Genomic DNA, 17214 nt, shown 5'->3' with positions numbered 1-17214 from the left:
ACTCATAAACCTTACTTTGCCCCACCATACTATTGAAGACGACTCATCTCGTCAAAGTATGGAAGGGGGCAGTCTCAAAATGGGTAAACGAAGCAAATCCAGAAGGTTTATTCAGCAGGGTAAAGACTCCATCGGGCTACACGCCGCAAGATTTCCATATCGGTCTACTTTAGAAGAAGCTCATCAGCATGCCGCGGCACGAGACTCGGCCGAAAGCCAGGTTGAATATTAAATGAGAAATGAACTGTTTCAGCAGGCAAAATCATTTGTTCAACAGGCGGTCATGGTGACAAACGGCTTTGAGGAAGGCGATCAGGAGCAAGCGATTCTGAGAGCCAAAAATGCTGTATCTTCTGCGTATGCCAATTCGACAGATGCGGAACGTCAACAGCTGCATCAATTTCAAAATCAGCTGGACAAACTCCAATAAAAAAAGGCTATGGCGACTCGCCATAGCCTCTTATTTGACTTCAAACTGCTGAACAGCCTGAACCTGCTTGAGATTTTCCGCCCTGCCCTTAAATGTCACCTTTACCTCATAGGTTCCGGGCTCCGGGACTTCCTTCCACACATCAGAGAAATCATATGTTTCTCCAGATTCAAGCGTCAGGTTTTGAAAAGCCTGCGTAAACATTTTGTCTTTCGAATAACGGTATCTTTCTTTGTGCTCAGAATCATACACGACAAGTTCAAATTTTTGCCCTGTGCTGAATTGAAACTCAATAGCACGTTCGCTTTGGTTCTTCAGCGACATGTTAAACTTGATTTGTTCAGGCTCCTGAATTGCGTCAATAGATAAAACAACCTCTTGATTCTCCATTCCGCCTGATACCTCCTTATCGGGTTCTGTCTGCTCATCTTTCCCGCAGCCTATCAAAAGCAGCACGGGGAGGAGCATCACAAGCAGCCGTTTCACGACTTCCACCTGCTTTCGTCAGTCTTTTCTAAAGAAACCAAAAATCCCTGTCGTTTGAACAATGTTCGTAAATGCTTTCGGATCAACTTCTTTGACGATCTTTTCTAAATCGTACAGTTCATACCTCGTGATGACGATAATCATCATTTCTTTCTGTTCGTTCGTAAAAGCTCCTTTTGCCGGAACAGTTGTGATGCCGCGCACCATTTTTCCGTAAATGGCTTCCTTGATTTCGTCCGCCTTTTTCGTCACGATCATTGCCGTGAGCTTCATGTGGCGGGTGTGAATGGCGTCGATCACCCTTGTTGTCACATACAGCGTAACCAGGGTATATAATGCTTTCTCCCAACCTTGCAATAATCCTGCCGTCAAGATGATAATCCCGTTCAGAATGAAGAAATACGTGCCGACGGGTTTATCCTTCCACTTTGCAAGCACCATGGCGACGATATCAAGCCCGCCTGTCGAAGCTCCGTATTTTAATGTTAAGCCGATACCGACTGCTGAAATGACGCCGCCGAACACCGCGTTCAGCAAAATGTCATGTGACAGGCTTGTTTCCGGCAGGATCCCCATAAACAGAGTAGTGAGTGCGACACTTAAAATGCTGTACACTGTAAACGATTTGCCGACCTTCAGCCATCCTAAAATACCGACCGGAATGTTTAAGAGGAACAAGAGCGTTCCCGTCGATATGTAAAAGGGGGCATATTGATCAACGACGCTTGATAAAAGCTGGGCAACACCTGTAAATCCGCTGGCATATACATCTGCAGGTATCAAAAATAAGTTCAGCCCGGCAGCATTGAGTAAAGCGCCGATGATGACGATGAGTAATTTTTTTGTTTGATCTAGTACCATGGCATGTTCCTCCGCTCTTTCTTCTTTATTATGTTTTCCCTTAAAACAAATATTTGAACACGATTTTGGCAAATTAATATGATATAGTTGGCTTAACTCTCATGATAACGAGCGATAACGGAAAGAAGGGAAGCAATATGACAGTTCATCTCATCGCTGACAGCGCCACTGATTTGCCTCGTTCTTATTTTGAAGAAAAAGGCATTGGCTTTATTCCGCTCAGGGTTTCTCTCGGCGATAAAGAATTCGAAGATGCAGTCACAATTCAAGCGGATCAAATATTTGAAGCGATGCAAAATGGAGAAACGCCTAAGACGTCCCAAGCCTCACCGCAAACGATTAAAAATGTGTTTTTGCAATATGCCGAAACAGGTGATCCCGCTCTTTACATTGCCTTTTCCTCAGGTCTCTCCGGCACGTATCAGACAGCTGTAATGATCGCCAATGAAGTGAAGGAGGAATTCCCCGATTTCGATTTGCGGGTCATTGATTCCAAATGCGCTTCATTAGGATACGGTCTGGCTGTCCGGCATGCTGCCGATCTCTGTATCAACGGGAATACAATACAAGAAATTGAAACGTCTGTAAAGAACTTTTGCAGCCAGCTTGAACACATTTTTACCGTTGATGATTTAACATATCTCGCGAGGGGCGGCCGGATATCCAAAACGTCCGCTTTTGTCGGCGGCCTGTTGAATATTAAACCGCTGCTTCAGATGGAGGACGGCAAGCTTGTGCCTCTGGAAAAAATCCGCGGACAGAAGAAACTTTTCAAACGGATCATCGAGCTTATGAAAGAGCGCGGGGATGATTGGAGCGATCAAACCGTCGGGATCAGCTACGCCGCGAACAAAGAAAAAGCCACGGACATGAAACACCTGATTGAGGAAGCGTTCAAGCCGAAAGAAATCATTATGCATCCAATCAGTTCAGCAATCGGCTCGCATGCCGGTCCAGGTACATTGGCGATATTCTTTTTAAGAAAATGAGCAAACAAAAACAGTCAGACTCTGTGTCCTGACTGTTTTTGTTTGCTCATAGAATGCCGACAGCCTCATACGCCTTTTCGACTGAAGCTGATTGCTTCGAGCCTTCACCGTATAAATCATTGGCAGCTTCAATCGCCGCTTGCTTCATCATGCTGAAATCTGTAGATGCCGTTACATAATATGTTAAAGCCCGATAGTAAATTTGTTCACTTGCTTCACGCCCAATCCCTTCAACCTGTACACCGTGGTGCACGCCTCCTTCTGCAAGAAGATAAGCTGCTTTATTGTGAATGGACGAATTGATATGGACTCCGCCATAATCCTCTGTTCCTGTGTAGCGGTTCGAGTAATGATCTGGATTTCCCTGCTTAGATGGGTCCTCCAATGACCGCAATGAATCTCCTGCAATACCAGGAGTATAGACATCTTCGCCGATCTCCCAATCATCACGGTCAGCCATCGCGCCCATAATGTCAGAAATGGACTCATTTAATGCACCGGGTTCTTCTTGATATAAAAGACCGGCGGAATACTGTGTGACCGCGTGTGTGATTTCATGCGCGACAATGTCGAGCGATCCAGACAGCGGCTTAAATTTCGAACCGTCTCCATCCCCGTATACCATCTGGACACCGTTCCACGCAGCATTGTTCCATTGTTTGCCGACATGCACGGTAGACGTAATCCTTGCTCCGTTTTGATCAAAAGAATCACGGCCAAATGTCTTGCTGTAATAATCGTAAACGGCTTGCGCATTTGCGTGTGCGTCTACAGCCGCAGGTTCATTAAATACGGACGTGCCGCTGACTATTTCTTTGCCCGTATACCCGATCAGTTGAGACAAAAGCGTAAACAAGGTTTCGTTCAGGTTCTTCGCGTCAAATGTATTGATCCCTTTTCCCCTTGTTTCGTCAGCCAAATAAAAGCGCCCATTTTGTTCTGTGACGTCAAAGCTTTTTTCATCACCTGATACGCCGATTCCTGTACCTGCCGCTTCATGAATGGCATTAAAGGACTCAATGACCTTTCCGTTTTTGGCATCGATGAAATAATGCCAATAGCCAGGCTCAGGTTCAGATGTCGAGAGTCTCACAAGGTAGGCGAGATCATATTCACCGTCGTGTGGATAGATATATAATTCGCCTTTTGGTTCCCCATCAAGATATTCGATTTTTCCAATGGAAGCCTCGAGCTCACGCCTTGCTGTATGTATTGCTTTTTTCTCAGAAATAGACGGTGTGACGGAGACGTCCTTGATTTGCGGATGCACCTTTCCAAAGAAACTTTTCACTTGTTTGTTTTCCTTCATCGCGACCGCTTGTTCAAAGCCGTAAATCGGAATTCCTTTGTAAACCTCCGTTAATTTAAAAAACGTTTGTTTTGTCTTTGGATCCTTTATGGTTTTCGAAACGCGAAAATGGCTGTTCGCATTCCCTTTGAGCTTAAACTGCGTTTGATGCTTGTCAAGATAGGAAAATAGCGATTTTTTCTGGGTTATGTTTTGTACCGGCTTCTGCGATGACTTTTCGATGATGTATGAAGGGGTTTGATACGTATGGTCGTATTCGATGCTTTCTTCAGCTGAGGCATGTGTTACAAAAACCATTTGGGCCGCCGTGCATAAGCCGGCCAGTAATAGAGATGTCTTGGTCAAGTTGCGCAAAACACCACATCCTTCCTATTTTGGAATCTATCATTTTTCTTCATCCTATCAAAAATACAAAAACTTGTATGTGGTGCTTCGTTCTTATTTTCCCCAAAAAAAGGGCAGAGATATTTCGCTCTGCCCTTCTTTTTCTACTCTACTAATTTTTTATTGACATAAATAATAACCCCTGCTCCATATGCCAGTATAAGCGGAGGTATGAGCTGCTCCTGACCTTGAAATGAGATAAAACTATTCAGCAAAATGAACAAACCGGAATTCAAGAAAAAGTAGCCTGCTATTCTGGCCAGCCGGTCTTTATCCCGTATACGCGCCTCGTTAAACCCAGCCAGCATCCAGGTTTGTTTTTTGATTCCGACAAAATAGGCAACCACAAAGAATAAAAGCGCGATGACAATTAATAGATAATTGATGCTGATTTCCATCTTACAGCCTCCTACAAGATTACTTGATGTTAAGAAAAAAAGCGGCGTAGCTTACTGCAATCAGCAGCAGGACGACAAGCGCATTGAGGAACGGGCTCAAAAGGAGCACCACTGCTAAAAACAGCAGATAAACCGCACCGACTCGCGAAATCTTGACAATCTCCTTTTGAGAGCGCATTTTGTTTTTTCTGACACCTGCAAACATCATCAATTTTTTCCGCTTCCATACATATCCGGCGAGCACCATTAAATAAACAGCCAGCGGCAGATGTCTGAAGTCGGACGGCAGCAGCGGCAGGGCGATAATCGTGACAATGAGAAGGACCGAAAGCCAGCTTTTGCCCAATAAAGACCTCCTCCTTTTCGTCTCTCCCCCATCACCCATCATCAATTCGGCAAGCTCCTTCGGATGAGAAAATTCAGATTCAACAGCTTCCTGCAGTTCCTCTTCACTAAGGCCGGCTTTGATTCTGTCTTGAACGAAAGCGGTGATATGCCCCTTTAATTCGTCGATAGCGTTTTCTCTCTCTACATCAGGCATATTCGCCAGCTCTGCATTTAGTTCCTCCATGTATCGGTCAATGATAAGCTGTCCATTCATAGCAAATCCCCCGATAAAGACAGTAAGGCTTGATGGGTTTCCAGGTATTTCTCCAGCCGTTCTTTTAACATTTCTTCTCCTTTTTGTGTCATTTTGTAATACTTTCTTTTCGGGCCGTCCAGTGAATCTTCCCAAAAAAATTCGATCCATCCCTTCTCGGTCATACGTTTCAGAATCGGATAAATCGCTCCCTCTGAAATAGCCAGAGCCGAGGTGGTTTTTAAGGATGACGTCAGCTCATAACCGTACATCGGTTTAGAACGCAGTAGGGATAGGATGGCCAGCTCGAAAATCCCTTTTCGAAATTGAACAATCCAGCGGTCATTAACTTGATTCGTTTTCATGGTTTAAATATATCGAAAAAATCACTATATATCAATCACATATAGCAGTGTGAAATGTCCTGTTTTTCCTTTTAACAAAAATGGAATTTCTCATACTTTTTAACCTTTTTATTACATAAATGTTTTTATATTATGAAAAGTGTAAAAACGATTCTTCAGGTTAAAAGGAGCAGTCGAATGCAGAAATCGATATCATTTTTTGTCATTTTCTCAATCCTTTGGGGTTCGCTATTTCTGTTTTCTATTATTGGCAGCTTAGGGACAACCCCGATTCCGCTGACAAAGGACTCCAAATTTCTCATGTCCAGCATCCTCCCTCAGGGCTGGGGCTTTTTTAGCAAAAACCCGCGTGATACTGCAATCGGCTTATATGAGGCTGAAAATGCCAGCGCCAAGGTCAGATGGCCCAATATGAGGGCTGACAACCTATTCGGCCTGTATCGGTATGGGCGGTCACAAGGCGTTGAAATGGGCGTGATCTACAGCCAAGTCGGCAAGGAACAGTGGACAGCATGTAAAGAAAAGGACCTCGGCGCATGCAAAAGCAAAGCCAAAACCGTGCAATTAAAAACACCCGCTCCCCGCCCGCTGCTTTGTGGCAGCTACTATTTGACGAAAGAGGATATTGTTCCTTGGAGCTATTCTAAATACACCCCTTCGTCTTATCAGGTAAAAAGCATAGTCAAGGTTGTGATCTCATGCTCGAAAACATAAAACAGACCATCACCAGATGGGACGAAAGAAACCCGTGGACAAATGTATACGGTCTCGCGCGAAGCATCATTGCGCTATCCAGCCTGCTGACGCTGCTCATCAATCACCCGAGCCTCATTATGAAGCCAGCCAGCGGGATCAGCAGCTATCCAGCTTGTAAAATGAATCTCAGTCTCTTTTGCCTCGGCGAAAATAACTATATGATGTTAAATCTTTTCAGGTGGGTCTGCATTGTCATTCTGGTGCTTGTTGTCATTGGCTGGCGCCCCAGAATCACCGGGGTTCTGCATGTCAGTTACAGCCTGCAGTCATCTCTGATCGTCATCGACGGAGGCGAGCAGGCAGCAGCCGTCATGACCTTTTTATTGCTTCCCATCACGCTGACCGATCCGAGAAAATGGCATTGGAGTACGAGACCTATAGAGGGCAAAAGAACACTTGGAAAAATAACAGCTTTTATTTCTTATTTTGTGATCAGAATCCAAGTGGCGGTGCTTTATTTTCACTCTACCGTCGCTAAGCTGTCTCAGCAGGAATGGGTGGACGGAACGGCCGTCTATTATTTCGCCCAGGAAAAAACCATAGGCTTCAACGGCTTTTTTCAGGCGTTAACGAAGCCAATTGTAACAAGTCCGTTCGTGGTGATTCCGACATGGGGAACGCTGCTGGTTCAAATTGTCATCTTCGCGGCGCTGTTTGCGCCGAAGAAGCATTGGAGATTGATTTTGATTATCGCTGTTTTTATGCATGAGATTTTTGCAGTCATGCTGGGCCTTATCAGTTTTTCCATTATCATGGCCGGCATTTTGATATTGTATCTCACTCCTATCGATTCCACGATTCAATTTACATATATTCGCAGACTGTTGTGGAATAAAAAACACAAGAAGGGAGAGGTTTCAGTTTGAAGAAGGCGTTTCTAGTTTTTTTGTCGGTTGTATTGGTGACGACTGTGTTTTTGGTAAAGCAGCAAGAAAGTGTGGCACAGGCAAAGCAGCTTGAGTATTCAGGTGAGGAAATTTTCAAAGGCTTTGTGTTTGCCCAAGGGGAAGTTGGCAAACAGCTTCCAGAGGTCTTTAATAAAGCGATGACAGACAAACTCAACACAAAACAGGCAAAGGCTTTTGCCAATCAGGTTGTCGCTGATATTAAAAAAGAGGATGCTGACTTTTTTGATAACCTGAAGAAAGCTGTTTACAGCAAAGATGCATTGAAAGTGGATGAACTGCTGAAAAAAGCAGGTCAAATCGTTGAAGAAAAAGTAGAAGCTGCAAAGGAAATCGCCGCTTCCAAGGATGATACATCCAGAGTTCAGGCCGAGCTTGTCAACACTGTTGATACCGCTAACTATTTCTATTATGTTTCTTATGTTGCTGCAGCAGGTGCCCTGATTCTGATCATTCTCGCCATTGATATTACGCCGATTGCGATTTCAGACAATGTGGATCGCGAAATGGCAATCAGAACGCTGGTTGATGAATTAAACTAGACATAAAAAAACGGCTCGCTCCGCAGTCTGCTGCAGGCGAGCCGTTTTCATGCTATTTTTTCTCGTATGTCCATCCATTTTCCTGATACACTTTTCCGTTTTTCATCAAATGGCCCAGCGCGCGTTTAAAGGCGGCTTTGCTCATATTAAAACGTTCTCTGATATCGTCAGGCTGGCTTTTGTCACTGTACGGCATGGCACCGTTTCTCATTCTCATATACGTTAGAATGCACTCAGCATCAACAGACATTGCATCCTGTTTTCTCGGAAGCAGCGACAAGTTGACTGAACCGTCTTCTTTCACTTGAATCACCCGGCCTGTGACTTTTGAACCCAGTCTTGGCTCCTCTTTTCTTTCTGACGGGTGAATAAAACAGCGGATACCGTCATCCGTGATCACGAATGAACCCGATGCGATCAGCCTGTACACCGTACCTGTCAGCTCTTTATTCATCAGATCTTCTGAAGCGTCGGTAAACAGTTCGCTGATGATATCTTCCGGCGCTGGTTTCGCAAACATGCGCCCCCGGTTCGTCACCTTCAGCATACAGTAAAGTTTGTCCCCTTTTTGCGGCCAGACATCTTCATACGGCGGCAAATGCTCAGTTGCGACTAGTGCGTCCTTCGATAAACCGACATCAACGAAAACGCCCATATCTTCCACTTTATCCACCACTTCAACCCAGCCATATTCATCCGCGCTGATGACCGGAATTTTCATCGTGGCCGCAAGCCTTTCCTGCTGGTCGACGTATATAAAGACTTCTACTTCGTCTCTGTCCCCGATATCCTCAGTCATTTCACTGTTATGTAAGAGAATCGTATCTTCCCCATCGGTTAAAAAGTAACCGAAGTCGGTTTGGTGATCTATACTCAAGGTTAATTGCTGCCCTGGTCTCATGCTATCGTCCTTCCTGTTCCGCCTATTCCTCTGCGGATTTTGTTAACATTTTTTCCAATCATCACAAATTGATTCTTTGTTCTGTTGGAAGTTTCTCTTTATTCTACTATAATCAACACATAAGTTAAATGTTATGGAGGTTTTCATATGGCAAAAGAAAGCTCATTTGATATTGTATCCAAGGTGGAATTGCCTGAAGTGCAAAACGCAATCCAAATCGCACTGAAGGAAATCAGTACCCGATATGACTTTAAAGGCAGCAAAAGCGACATTTCTTTAGATAAAGAGGAGCTGGTCCTCGTTTCCGATGACGAATTCAAATTAAGCCAGCTGAAAGATGTGCTGGTCAGCAAATTGATTAAACGAAACGTACCGACAAAAAACATTGAGTACGGCAAGGTTGAAAACGCGTCAGGCGGAACGGTGCGCCAGCGCGCAAAGCTTGTTCAAGGCATTGACAAGGACAACGCAAAAAAAATCAATACGATCATCAAAAACTCCGGACTGAAAGTAAAGTCTCAGGTGCAGGATGATCAAGTGCGTGTCACCGGAAAAAACAAAGATGACCTGCAGCAGATTATCTCAGCTGTGCGGGGAGCAGATCTGCCAATTGACGTTCAATTTATAAATTTCAGATAAATTTTCTGATTCCTATTGATTATTGTCTTTATTTTCGGTAAATTTGGAGAAAGGGAAAAACGCCAGGTATCTTTTGGCACTTCCTGACACGAAAATTTCATATCCGTTCTTATCAAGAGAAGCAGAGGGACTGGCCCGACGAAGCTTCAGCAACCGGTGTAATGGCGATCAGCCATGACCAAGGTGCTAAATCCAGCAAGCTCGAACAGCTTGGAAGATAAGAAGAGACAAAATCACTGACAAAGTCTTCTTCTTAAGAGGACTTTTTTTATTTCTCTTTTTTCCTTGCTGATGTGAATAAAGGAGGCAGACAATGGGACTTTTAGAAGATTTGCAAAGACAGGTGTTAATCGGTGACGGCGCCATGGGGACGCTCCTCTACTCCTATGGCATTGACAGGTGTTTTGAGGAACTCAATATTTCAAAGCCGGAGGAAATTCAGCGCATACATAAAGCGTACGTTGAAGCGGGAGCCAACATTATTCAAACGAATACGTACGGGGCCAACTATATTAAATTATCCAGACACGGGCTTGAGGATGACATCAAAAAAATGAATCAGGAGGCCGTAAAGATCGCGCGGGCTTCAGCAGGCGATGCATACGTGCTTGGAACGATGGGCGGCATACGCACATTTAATAAAAATGCGTACAGTCTAGACGAAATTAAGCGCAGCTTCCGCGAGCAGCTGTACCTGCTGCTGCATGAAGAGCCGGATGGCTTGCTGTTAGAAACATATTATGATTTGGAAGAAGCCCGTGAAGTGCTGAAAATCGCGCGCAAAGAGACTGATCTTCCGATTATGCTCAATGTCTCCATGCACGAGCAAGGCGTATTGCAGGACGGAACGCCGCTTTCTGACGCATTGCGATCGATTGCGGATCTCGGAGCTGATATTGTCGGCATTAACTGCCGCCTCGGCCCTTATCACATGATTGAAGCGCTCAGGGAAGTGCCGATTTTTGATGACGTATTCTTATCCGTTTATCCGAACAGCAGCCTTCCTTCGCTTGAAGAGGGACGGCTCGTCTATGAAACAGACGACACGTATTTTCAAAACAGCGCGTCAGAATTCCGTAAGCAAGGTGCGCGGATTATCGGCGGCTGCTGCGGCACAACGCCGAATCACATCAGGGCGATGGCGGAAGCGGTTGGCGGGCTGGCTCCGATTACAGAAAAAGAAGTCAAAACCCGGGCAAAAGAATTCATTTCTGTTCATCACGAGCGAACCGAGCCCGGTCTGGATGAGATCGCGGCCAAAAAACGCTCTATTATCGTAGAACTGGACCCGCCGAAAAAACTAAGCTTTGACAAATTTCTATCGGCGGCTGCTGAATTAAAAGAAGCGGGAATCGATGCCCTGACACTCGCCGACAATTCTCTGGCGACCCCGCGGATCAGCAATGTTGCCTGCGGCGCCCTTGTCAAGCAGCAGCTCGATATGCGTTCACTTGTCCATATTACGTGCCGTGACCGTAACATTATCGGCTTACAGTCACATTTAATGGGCCTTGATACGTTAGGGCTGAATGACGTGCTTGCGATTACAGGTGACCCTTCTAAAATCGGGGATTTTCCTGGTGCGACGTCTGTATATGATTTAACATCTTTTGATTTAATCAGGCTGATCAAACAATTCAATGAAGGTCTGTCTCTATCTGGAAAATCGCTCGGAAAGAAAACGAATTTCTCAGTTGCCGCCGCATTTAATCCTAACGTCCGCCATCTGGATAAAGCGGTAAAACGGCTTGAGAAAAAAATAGATTGCGGCGCAGATTATTTTGTTTCTCAGCCTGTCTATTCCGAGCAGCAGCTTGTCGATATCCATAACGAAACAAAACATCTGAAGACGCCGGTCTATATCGGCATCATGCCGCTGACAAGCAGCCGGAATGCCGAATTCATCCATAATGAAATTCCCGGCATTAAGCTGTCTGATACGATTCGCGAAAAAATGGCCCGTGCCGGTGAAGATAAAGAAAAACAAAAGGCGGAAGGCCTTGCGATTGCACGCTCCCTGCTGGATACGGCATGCGAGCTGTTTAACGGCATCTACTTGATAACGCCTTTCCTCAGATCTGACTTAACCGCTGAGCTTACTTCATATATTCAGCAAAAAGATGAGCAGCGCCAAAATATCTTTTTGCATTAATCCCTTAAAAGACTGTCTGATCCAATCGGGCGGTCTTTTTCAACGGGATTCGTGTTACGATATAGAAAAACAGTCATGAGGAGGAACATTATGCTCGAAGTCAAAACCATTTCCGCGGAAGATACGTATGAAATCCGGCACCGCATTCTGCGTCCCCATCAATCCATTGAACAATGCAAATATGAAGAGGATCATGCAAAAGGCTCCTTTCATCTCGGCGCGTTTTTTGAAGGAAAGCTGATCAGCATCGCCTCTTTTTCCCCGCAAATTCAGCCATTAATAACAGAATCCCCAGCATATCGGCTGAGAGGCATGGCAACGCTTGTAGGATATCGCGATCAAAAAGGCGGGAGCACGCTGATCAAACACGCGGAAGAGAAACTGGCGGAGAACGGCGTTCAGGCGGTCTGGTGCAATGCCAGAAGCCATGTGAAAGGCTACTATTCAAAACTTGGGTGGGAAGAACTCGGCGAACCGTTTGAGATTCCCGGCATAGGCACACATATTGTCATGTACAAAACACTAGGAACAAGCAGTTGATCTTATGGATGTAGTGGATGAGCTGATTGAGCTTCATGAAGAACATGTTTCCGGCTTATTGCGGCTTTGCAGGCAAGCCGGGTGGCCGGATTACGGCGAACAAGAGCTGGCACTGCTTGTCCAGCAAGGATGCTTTTTCGGCTATCAAAATGTCAGCGGTGATATTATTTCCTGCATCGGCTTGTTTTTGTTTGGCCGTCTTGCTTCTATCGGCCTCGTTATCGTTGACAAGGAATATCAACGGCTCGGTCTCGGCCGGCGTATGGTAAACGCCTGTATCACCCAAACGGATGAAAACACCGCCATCAGGCTTTGCGCCACAAAAGAAGGTTTGCCGCTTTATGAAAAAGCAGGTTTTCATACGGCTGGTTCAGTGCGAAAGTACAGCTGTCACAGTTTTCAACCTTATACAAAAAAGCTTGATGCTGAACTGACATCCTTTAGAGAACAAGACTTTCACGACTTAACCGCGGCGGATCTGGCTGCCTTTGGCGGAGATCGATCAAACCTTTTGCAGCAGCTTATTTCTGCTTCATGCGAATGTATCATCGCCCGAAATCAGGACGGACAGCTAATTGGCTACGGACTTTCTGTACAGACACCGGCCAATTTGAAATTCGGCCCCATCATCGCTCCATCCTCAGATGTTGCAGCACAGATAATTAACAGGCTGGCGGCCGGCAAACAAGGGCCGATGCGAATTGATATACCGAGTGAACACACGTCTCTGCATGACAGCCTGATAGAAATGGGATTTCTTAAAGATGATGAACCTCCGCTTTTGTTCTATCAGAAAAAAGCGCCTATTCAAAATGGACACTTATATGCTTTGATTTCACAGGCTCTCGGTTAACCCTCTTTTTTCCCGAACAGGTATCTTCTGTTCGGTTTTTTGCTGTCTGATCGCTGAATAAACGAAGCCATCAGGGACATTCTAAGCAGAAGAAAAGGAGTGTGCTCTGAGATGGAATCATCAAAACAAAATAACGGAATGACGATTGTAGCAATCGGTTCAATCCCTTTAATATTAACCCTAGGAAACTCGATGCTTATTCCGATTTTGCCAAAAATGAAATCTGAACTTCATTTATCACAATTTCAAGTCAGTCTCGTGATCACAGTATTTTCCTTGATTGCAGCATTTGCGATTCCGATTGTCGGTTATCTCGCAGACCGATTCTCAAGGAAAGTCATCATTATTCCCTGCTTAATTTTGTATGGTGCCGGCGGTTTGTTAGCCGGGTTTGCGGCAGGTTTTTTTGACAATGCATACCCTTGGGTCATGGCAGGACGAGCGTTACAGGGAATCGGGGCAGCCGGAACCGGCCCAATTGCCATGGCACTGACGGGAGATCTGTTTAAAGGCGCCCAGGAGAGCAAGGTGCTCGGCCTTGTTGAAGCTTCAAACGGCATGGGGAAAGTGCTATCGCCGATCATTGGCTCGCTGATCGCCCTGCTTGTCTGGTATGGCGCGTTTTTTGCCTTTCCTGTGTTTTGTATCATTTCGATCGTACTGACTTGGATTTTTATTAAAGAAAAGAAAAAGGAAAAAGAACCGCCACCAATCGGAAAATATGCAAAAGGGCTGTTAAGTGTCTTTAAACATGAAGGCAGATGGCTGTTTACCGCTTATTTAGCCGGTGCGACCTGTTTGTTTACTTTATTCGGCATCCTGTTTTATCTCTCAGATGTTCTTGAAAAAACATACGACACCGACGGCGTGAAAAAAGGCTTGATTTTAGCGATTCCGCTTTTGGTTATGTGTGTGACGTCCTATACAACAGGAAGCAAAATCGGGCAAAAGCAATCGTTAATGAAAAAGCTGATCGTACTTGGATTGGCGTTCATGACCGTATCCTACGCGGCACTGTCATTCATTGAAAATCTTGTCCTTTTTATCAGTGTTCTTGTACTGAGCAGTATAGGCTCAGGTCTTGTCCTTCCTTGTGTGAACAGTTTTATTACCGGGGCTGTCGGCAAAGAAAGACGGGGATTTGTGACCTCGCTGTACGGCTCTGTACGTTTCTTAGGGGTAGCGATCGGTCCTCCGATTTTCGGCCGCCTGATGCAATGGTCCAGACCCGGCATGTTTTTAAGTATCGCGGGATTGACTCTCGTTGTCGGGATTCTTGTGATGATGCTCATCCATGTGAAGCAAAACAATGAAGAAACAAAAGAAAAAGAAGACCCTAAAATGGCTGGCAATCGACTCCAGCCCGCTGAGGAAAGGTAGCACCCAGTGTGAAAATTGTACGGATTGAAACCTTTCCGCTATTTGGGGTAGCGTCAGGAAAATGCGGATTTACAACGTTAAGGAAACCAAAATATAAAAAGTCTAATTTCTCGGTGTTATAAGTGAAAAATTAGGCTTTAGTTACTTCATTAAAGCGCCTGATTGTTGAAGACTAAAGTTTATATTCACCAAGAAAATTGATGTGCTCTTATCCTAACAAATTTTATTTAGGACTTACATGTATGCCTTCACTCTCTCGCCAATCTGCGTAAAGTATACGCTTTACATTATCATATCCATTGGTAGTTAATTGGTTATCTAACCACTGTTGATCAAATCTGAGTTCATGTAAATTATCCCATAAAATTTCCCCATCTATAATTAACGATGTTGGGAGGTCTACTGGACTTTCTGGAAGATTGAGATCTGGTTTTTGATACTTGGATTTTAATAATAAACTTATTTGCCCATTAGCTTCCAATATACCGTATTTGACTTCGCGAACTGAAAAGACATTATTTTGACGGAGTATACTCAATACTTGATTTACATCCAATTTGTTCTTTGCAAGTAACTTTCTGTCCATAACACCATCTCGAATGATGATGTTAGGATTGCCTAATAAGAGAGAACGTGTCGATTTATTTTTTAGAGTCATAAACTCTATTCCCACATAAGAAACGTCCACAATCCGATGGCATATAAAAAATGAAAAATCCCTACCTTATCTTCATAAATGTTATTTCCTAAAAAATCTCCAAGTACTAACACAAAAACTAAGTGAAACGGGGTTTAACTGATAGATGGATGTTCTGCCTGTTATGATAATGATAAAAAATAAAGTTGCAAAACCTACTATGACTTTGATTGTCAGTAAACCCAAAAAAACTTCACCCAAAATTTATTCCTCCATTTTATATTTCACTCGATTTCAAAAATCCTCATGTTTTAAAATATTTATATTACAACATGTAAGCTAATTAAAATCAGAAAGATAAATAATACCGGTTTTTTCAACTTATAATAATGGAGAAAGCACGCGAGCACCTTGTTCAACAATGCGCTCGGTCAGGGATCGTTGCACCAAGTCTTCAATTCTTAATGGTACAGAATCAGTAAGATCCCTCTCGAACTGCTCTGTGAGTTCCCTTGCCACATCAGCACTGTACACGACTTGACACACCTCATAATTCAGGCGAAAACTTCTCATATCATAGTTTGCTGAGCCTACGGCAGCAATCTCCTCATCGATGGTCAACACCTTCGCATGTATCATTCCTTTGTCGTACTGGTAGATTTGAACTCCAGCTTCTATAAGTTCTCCGTAATAAGTACGGCTTGCAAGACCCACGATTTTTTGATTATTGTGGCGAGGAACCAGCAATCTTACACGGACACCACGAGTTACTGCTGTCTTTAATGCCATGATAATATCCGTTTCTGGTACAAAATAGGGTGTTGTTAAATCAATAGTCTTGGTCGCCTGTGTTATACATATAAAGTAAGCTTGCCGAATGACTGGGGTAGGAATTCCAGGGTTTCCTTCCAACGTATGGATATACGCTTTATGCAATGTCCTAGTTTTTCCGGATATGTCCATTTCTTTATCATCAAGGGTGCTCAACTCTGATCCCAATTCGGCTGACCATTTGGAATGATCTGCTCTGCCGATTGAATTGATTTTCGTTACCTCTGATTTTGTTTTCAAATTTGTTTTTGATTTTATCCTTTCCGGCACAGCGATTTCCCAATGAACATCAAAAACAGTCTGCAAGTCGCCTGTTGCTTCCCCTATAATTTGCAAATGAGTGTCCCTCCAAAATCCTACGTCTGGCTTTAATCCTGTATATTCATACCCAACGTTCATACCGCCAGTAAAGGATTCCTTTCTGTCAATCGTCACAATCTTACAATGATCCCGATAATTCCAATTGGACAAAATCCAGGGAAATCGCAGAGGAAATATTGTCCTGCATTCTATCCCTGCTTCAACCATCTGCCGGATTTTTTCACGCGGGAATTTATAACTCCCCAAGCTATCTCTCATAAAACGAACCTGCACTCCATTTAATGCTTTTTCGATTAGCAGTTCTGTGATTCGATTACCAATTTGGTCGTTCCGATAGATGAAATATTCCAGATCAATGGTTTCTTGGGCTTTTTGCAGGGATACAAGGAGTTGATCATATTTTGCTATCCCATTGTTAAACACTTGGACTTGGCCCATTCGAAGCCCATTCACAGTGAAATGCCGTAAAGCATTGGCAATTACCGATGCTGAAGCACCGAATGTCTCAGGTAATTTGTTAGATTCATTTTTAGAACAGGTCAATCTTTTTCGATGAATAAACTTAGGATTTGATATGCTAAGATATAGCCAGAAACCAATGACAGGTAAAAAAAGGACGATTATTATCCAATTCAAAGCCTTGGCAGGCCGACGAACTTCCCAAATTGCTATGAATAAGATAAAGAACGTATTTAACAGGTATAGATAAAAAATCCACTCCAACTGGAATCCCTCCTTCTGTTACTCTTAACATGTACAAACTATGTAACCAGTATACGTATGGAATATGAAGGGATTGTCTGTTATATATTATGGACTACCTTTATAAGAACTTGTATAAGATATTAAGAACGAAAAAAAGAGAATTAAGGTTGGGAAAGTTCTGACATCAAGAAAGGCGTAATGATCTGGGCACTGTCCTAACTAGAGACTTAGTGATTTTGAAAATTACCAT

General features: G+C 43.9%; 20 protein-coding genes, 1 pseudogene and 1 riboswitch. Of the genes and pseudogenes, 11 read left to right on the top strand and 10 right to left on the bottom strand.

The genetic code is table 11. The annotated features are described in order from the left end of the window. The first annotated feature begins 79 nt into the window (after positions 1-79). Both NSQ09_RS11880 and NSQ09_RS11875 read left to right on the top strand, forming a co-directional pair. Positions 80-232, top strand: coding sequence for a hypothetical protein (locus NSQ09_RS11880; RefSeq protein ID WP_017695668.1), 153 nt, complete (start codon positions 80-82; stop codon positions 230-232). Next, on the top strand, positions 233-430 hold the full coding sequence (locus tag NSQ09_RS11875) for a DUF3813 domain-containing protein (RefSeq protein WP_003245613.1): 198 nt from the start codon (positions 233-235) through the stop codon (positions 428-430). Between the two features lie 30 nt (positions 431-460). Here the strand turns inward: NSQ09_RS11875 and NSQ09_RS11870 are convergent, their stop codons facing one another. Then, positions 461-916, bottom strand: coding sequence for a BsuPI-related putative proteinase inhibitor (locus NSQ09_RS11870; RefSeq protein ID WP_014479419.1), 456 nt, complete (start codon positions 914-916; stop codon positions 461-463). Positions 917-934: 18 nt separating this feature from the next. Further along, positions 935-1777 carry a YitT family protein gene (locus NSQ09_RS11865; RefSeq protein WP_003245017.1) on the bottom strand — a complete coding sequence of 281 codons (843 nt, stop codon included), beginning with the start codon at positions 1775-1777 and terminating at the stop codon, positions 935-937. 137 nt (positions 1778-1914) lie between these two features. On the opposite strand from NSQ09_RS11865, the gene NSQ09_RS11860 reads away from it, so the two are divergent. Beyond that, positions 1915-2766: a DegV family protein gene (locus tag NSQ09_RS11860; protein WP_017695667.1), complete on the top strand. Its 852-nt coding sequence runs from the start codon at positions 1915-1917 to the stop codon at positions 2764-2766. 46 nt (positions 2767-2812) lie between these two features. On the opposite strand, the gene nprB is transcribed toward NSQ09_RS11860, so the two are convergent. The 4 genes from nprB to NSQ09_RS11840 form a co-directional block, all read right to left on the bottom strand. Beyond that, positions 2813-4429: a neutral protease NprB gene (nprB, locus tag NSQ09_RS11855; protein ID WP_144453475.1), complete on the bottom strand. Its 1617-nt coding sequence runs from the start codon at positions 4427-4429 to the stop codon at positions 2813-2815. A gap of 134 nt (positions 4430-4563) precedes the next feature. Continuing rightward, a complete protein-coding gene (locus NSQ09_RS11850) occupies positions 4564-4857 on the bottom strand; it encodes a DUF3784 domain-containing protein (protein ID WP_003233021.1) in 294 nt (97 codons plus the stop codon). Positions 4858-4876: 19 nt separating this feature from the next. Further along, entirely contained in the window at positions 4877-5458 is a 582-nt protein-coding gene (locus NSQ09_RS11845; RefSeq protein ID WP_341031478.1) for an HAAS signaling domain-containing protein, read from the bottom strand. Further along, positions 5455-5802, bottom strand: a complete 348-nt coding sequence (locus NSQ09_RS11840) for a PadR family transcriptional regulator (protein ID WP_003245674.1) — start codon at positions 5800-5802, stop codon at positions 5455-5457. Before NSQ09_RS11840 ends, NSQ09_RS11845 begins: the two co-directional genes overlap by 4 nt. A 177-nt stretch (positions 5803-5979) precedes the next feature. Between NSQ09_RS11840 and NSQ09_RS11835 the strand changes: the two genes are divergently transcribed. Genes NSQ09_RS11835 through NSQ09_RS11825 form a run of 3 tightly spaced genes read left to right on the top strand, consistent with a single transcriptional unit; the run spans position 5980 to position 8005 of the window. Beyond that, positions 5980-6516 (top strand): SdpA family antimicrobial peptide system protein, encoded by a 537-nt coding sequence (locus tag NSQ09_RS11835; RefSeq protein ID WP_003245405.1) that lies wholly within the window; start codon positions 5980-5982, stop codon positions 6514-6516. Next, positions 6501-7424 carry a sporulation-delaying protein SdpB family protein gene (locus NSQ09_RS11830; protein ID WP_144453473.1) on the top strand — a complete coding sequence of 308 codons (924 nt, stop codon included), beginning with the start codon at positions 6501-6503 and terminating at the stop codon, positions 7422-7424. Before NSQ09_RS11835 ends, NSQ09_RS11830 begins: the two co-directional genes overlap by 16 nt. Then, positions 7421-8005, top strand: a complete 585-nt coding sequence (locus NSQ09_RS11825; RefSeq protein WP_003244950.1) for a sporulation delaying protein family toxin — start codon at positions 7421-7423, stop codon at positions 8003-8005. Before NSQ09_RS11830 ends, NSQ09_RS11825 begins: the two co-directional genes overlap by 4 nt. A gap of 52 nt (positions 8006-8057) precedes the next feature. Here the strand turns inward: NSQ09_RS11825 and NSQ09_RS11820 are convergent. Then, positions 8058-8955, bottom strand: a pseudogene (locus tag NSQ09_RS11820) (CvfB family protein). A 98-nt stretch (positions 8956-9053) separates the two neighbouring features. Between NSQ09_RS11820 and NSQ09_RS11815 the strand changes: the two are divergent. The 5 genes from NSQ09_RS11815 to NSQ09_RS11795 all read left to right on the top strand — a co-directional run bounded on the left by NSQ09_RS11815 (position 9054) and on the right by NSQ09_RS11795 (position 14470). After that, complete coding sequence (locus tag NSQ09_RS11815) at positions 9054-9545, top strand: YajQ family cyclic di-GMP-binding protein (protein WP_014479415.1); 492 nt, start codon at positions 9054-9056, stop codon at positions 9543-9545. Positions 9546-9651: 106 nt separating this feature from the next. Further along, positions 9652-9769: riboswitch (SAM riboswitch) on the top strand. Positions 9770-9858: 89 nt separating this feature from the next. Beyond that, complete coding sequence (locus tag NSQ09_RS11810) at positions 9859-11697, top strand: bifunctional homocysteine S-methyltransferase/methylenetetrahydrofolate reductase (protein ID WP_129137577.1); 1839 nt, start codon at positions 9859-9861, stop codon at positions 11695-11697. Positions 11698-11787: 90 nt separating this feature from the next. Further along, on the top strand, positions 11788-12237 hold the full coding sequence (locus NSQ09_RS11805) for a GNAT family N-acetyltransferase (protein WP_128473803.1): 450 nt from the start codon (positions 11788-11790) through the stop codon (positions 12235-12237). A gap of 4 nt (positions 12238-12241) precedes the next feature. Continuing rightward, positions 12242-13090: a GNAT family N-acetyltransferase gene (locus tag NSQ09_RS11800; RefSeq protein WP_129137576.1), complete on the top strand. Its 849-nt coding sequence runs from the start codon at positions 12242-12244 to the stop codon at positions 13088-13090. 111 nt (positions 13091-13201) lie between these two features. After that, on the top strand, positions 13202-14470 hold the full coding sequence (locus tag NSQ09_RS11795) for an MFS transporter (RefSeq protein WP_003233041.1): 1269 nt from the start codon (positions 13202-13204) through the stop codon (positions 14468-14470). A gap of 223 nt (positions 14471-14693) precedes the next feature. On the opposite strand, the gene NSQ09_RS11790 is transcribed toward NSQ09_RS11795, so the two are convergent. The 3 genes from NSQ09_RS11790 to NSQ09_RS11780 all read right to left on the bottom strand — a co-directional run bounded on the left by NSQ09_RS11790 (position 14694) and on the right by NSQ09_RS11780 (position 16982). Then, positions 14694-15143, bottom strand: coding sequence for a DUF421 domain-containing protein (locus NSQ09_RS11790; RefSeq protein WP_250634971.1), 450 nt, complete (start codon positions 15141-15143; stop codon positions 14694-14696). Then, complete coding sequence (locus NSQ09_RS11785) at positions 15134-15241, bottom strand: hypothetical protein (RefSeq protein WP_326148513.1); 108 nt, start codon at positions 15239-15241, stop codon at positions 15134-15136. Before NSQ09_RS11785 ends, NSQ09_RS11790 begins: the two co-directional genes overlap by 10 nt. A gap of 247 nt (positions 15242-15488) precedes the next feature. Then, positions 15489-16982 carry a phospholipase D-like domain-containing protein gene (locus NSQ09_RS11780; protein WP_017695658.1) on the bottom strand — a complete coding sequence of 498 codons (1494 nt, stop codon included), beginning with the start codon at positions 16980-16982 and terminating at the stop codon, positions 15489-15491. Between the last annotated feature and the right edge of the window lie 232 nt (positions 16983-17214).

This window comes from Bacillus sp. FSL W8-1202, from assembly GCF_038006165.1.
GTDB lineage: Bacteria > Bacillota > Bacilli > Bacillales > Bacillaceae > Bacillus > Bacillus subtilis.
This window is presented reverse-complemented; position numbering and strand designations above follow the sequence as displayed.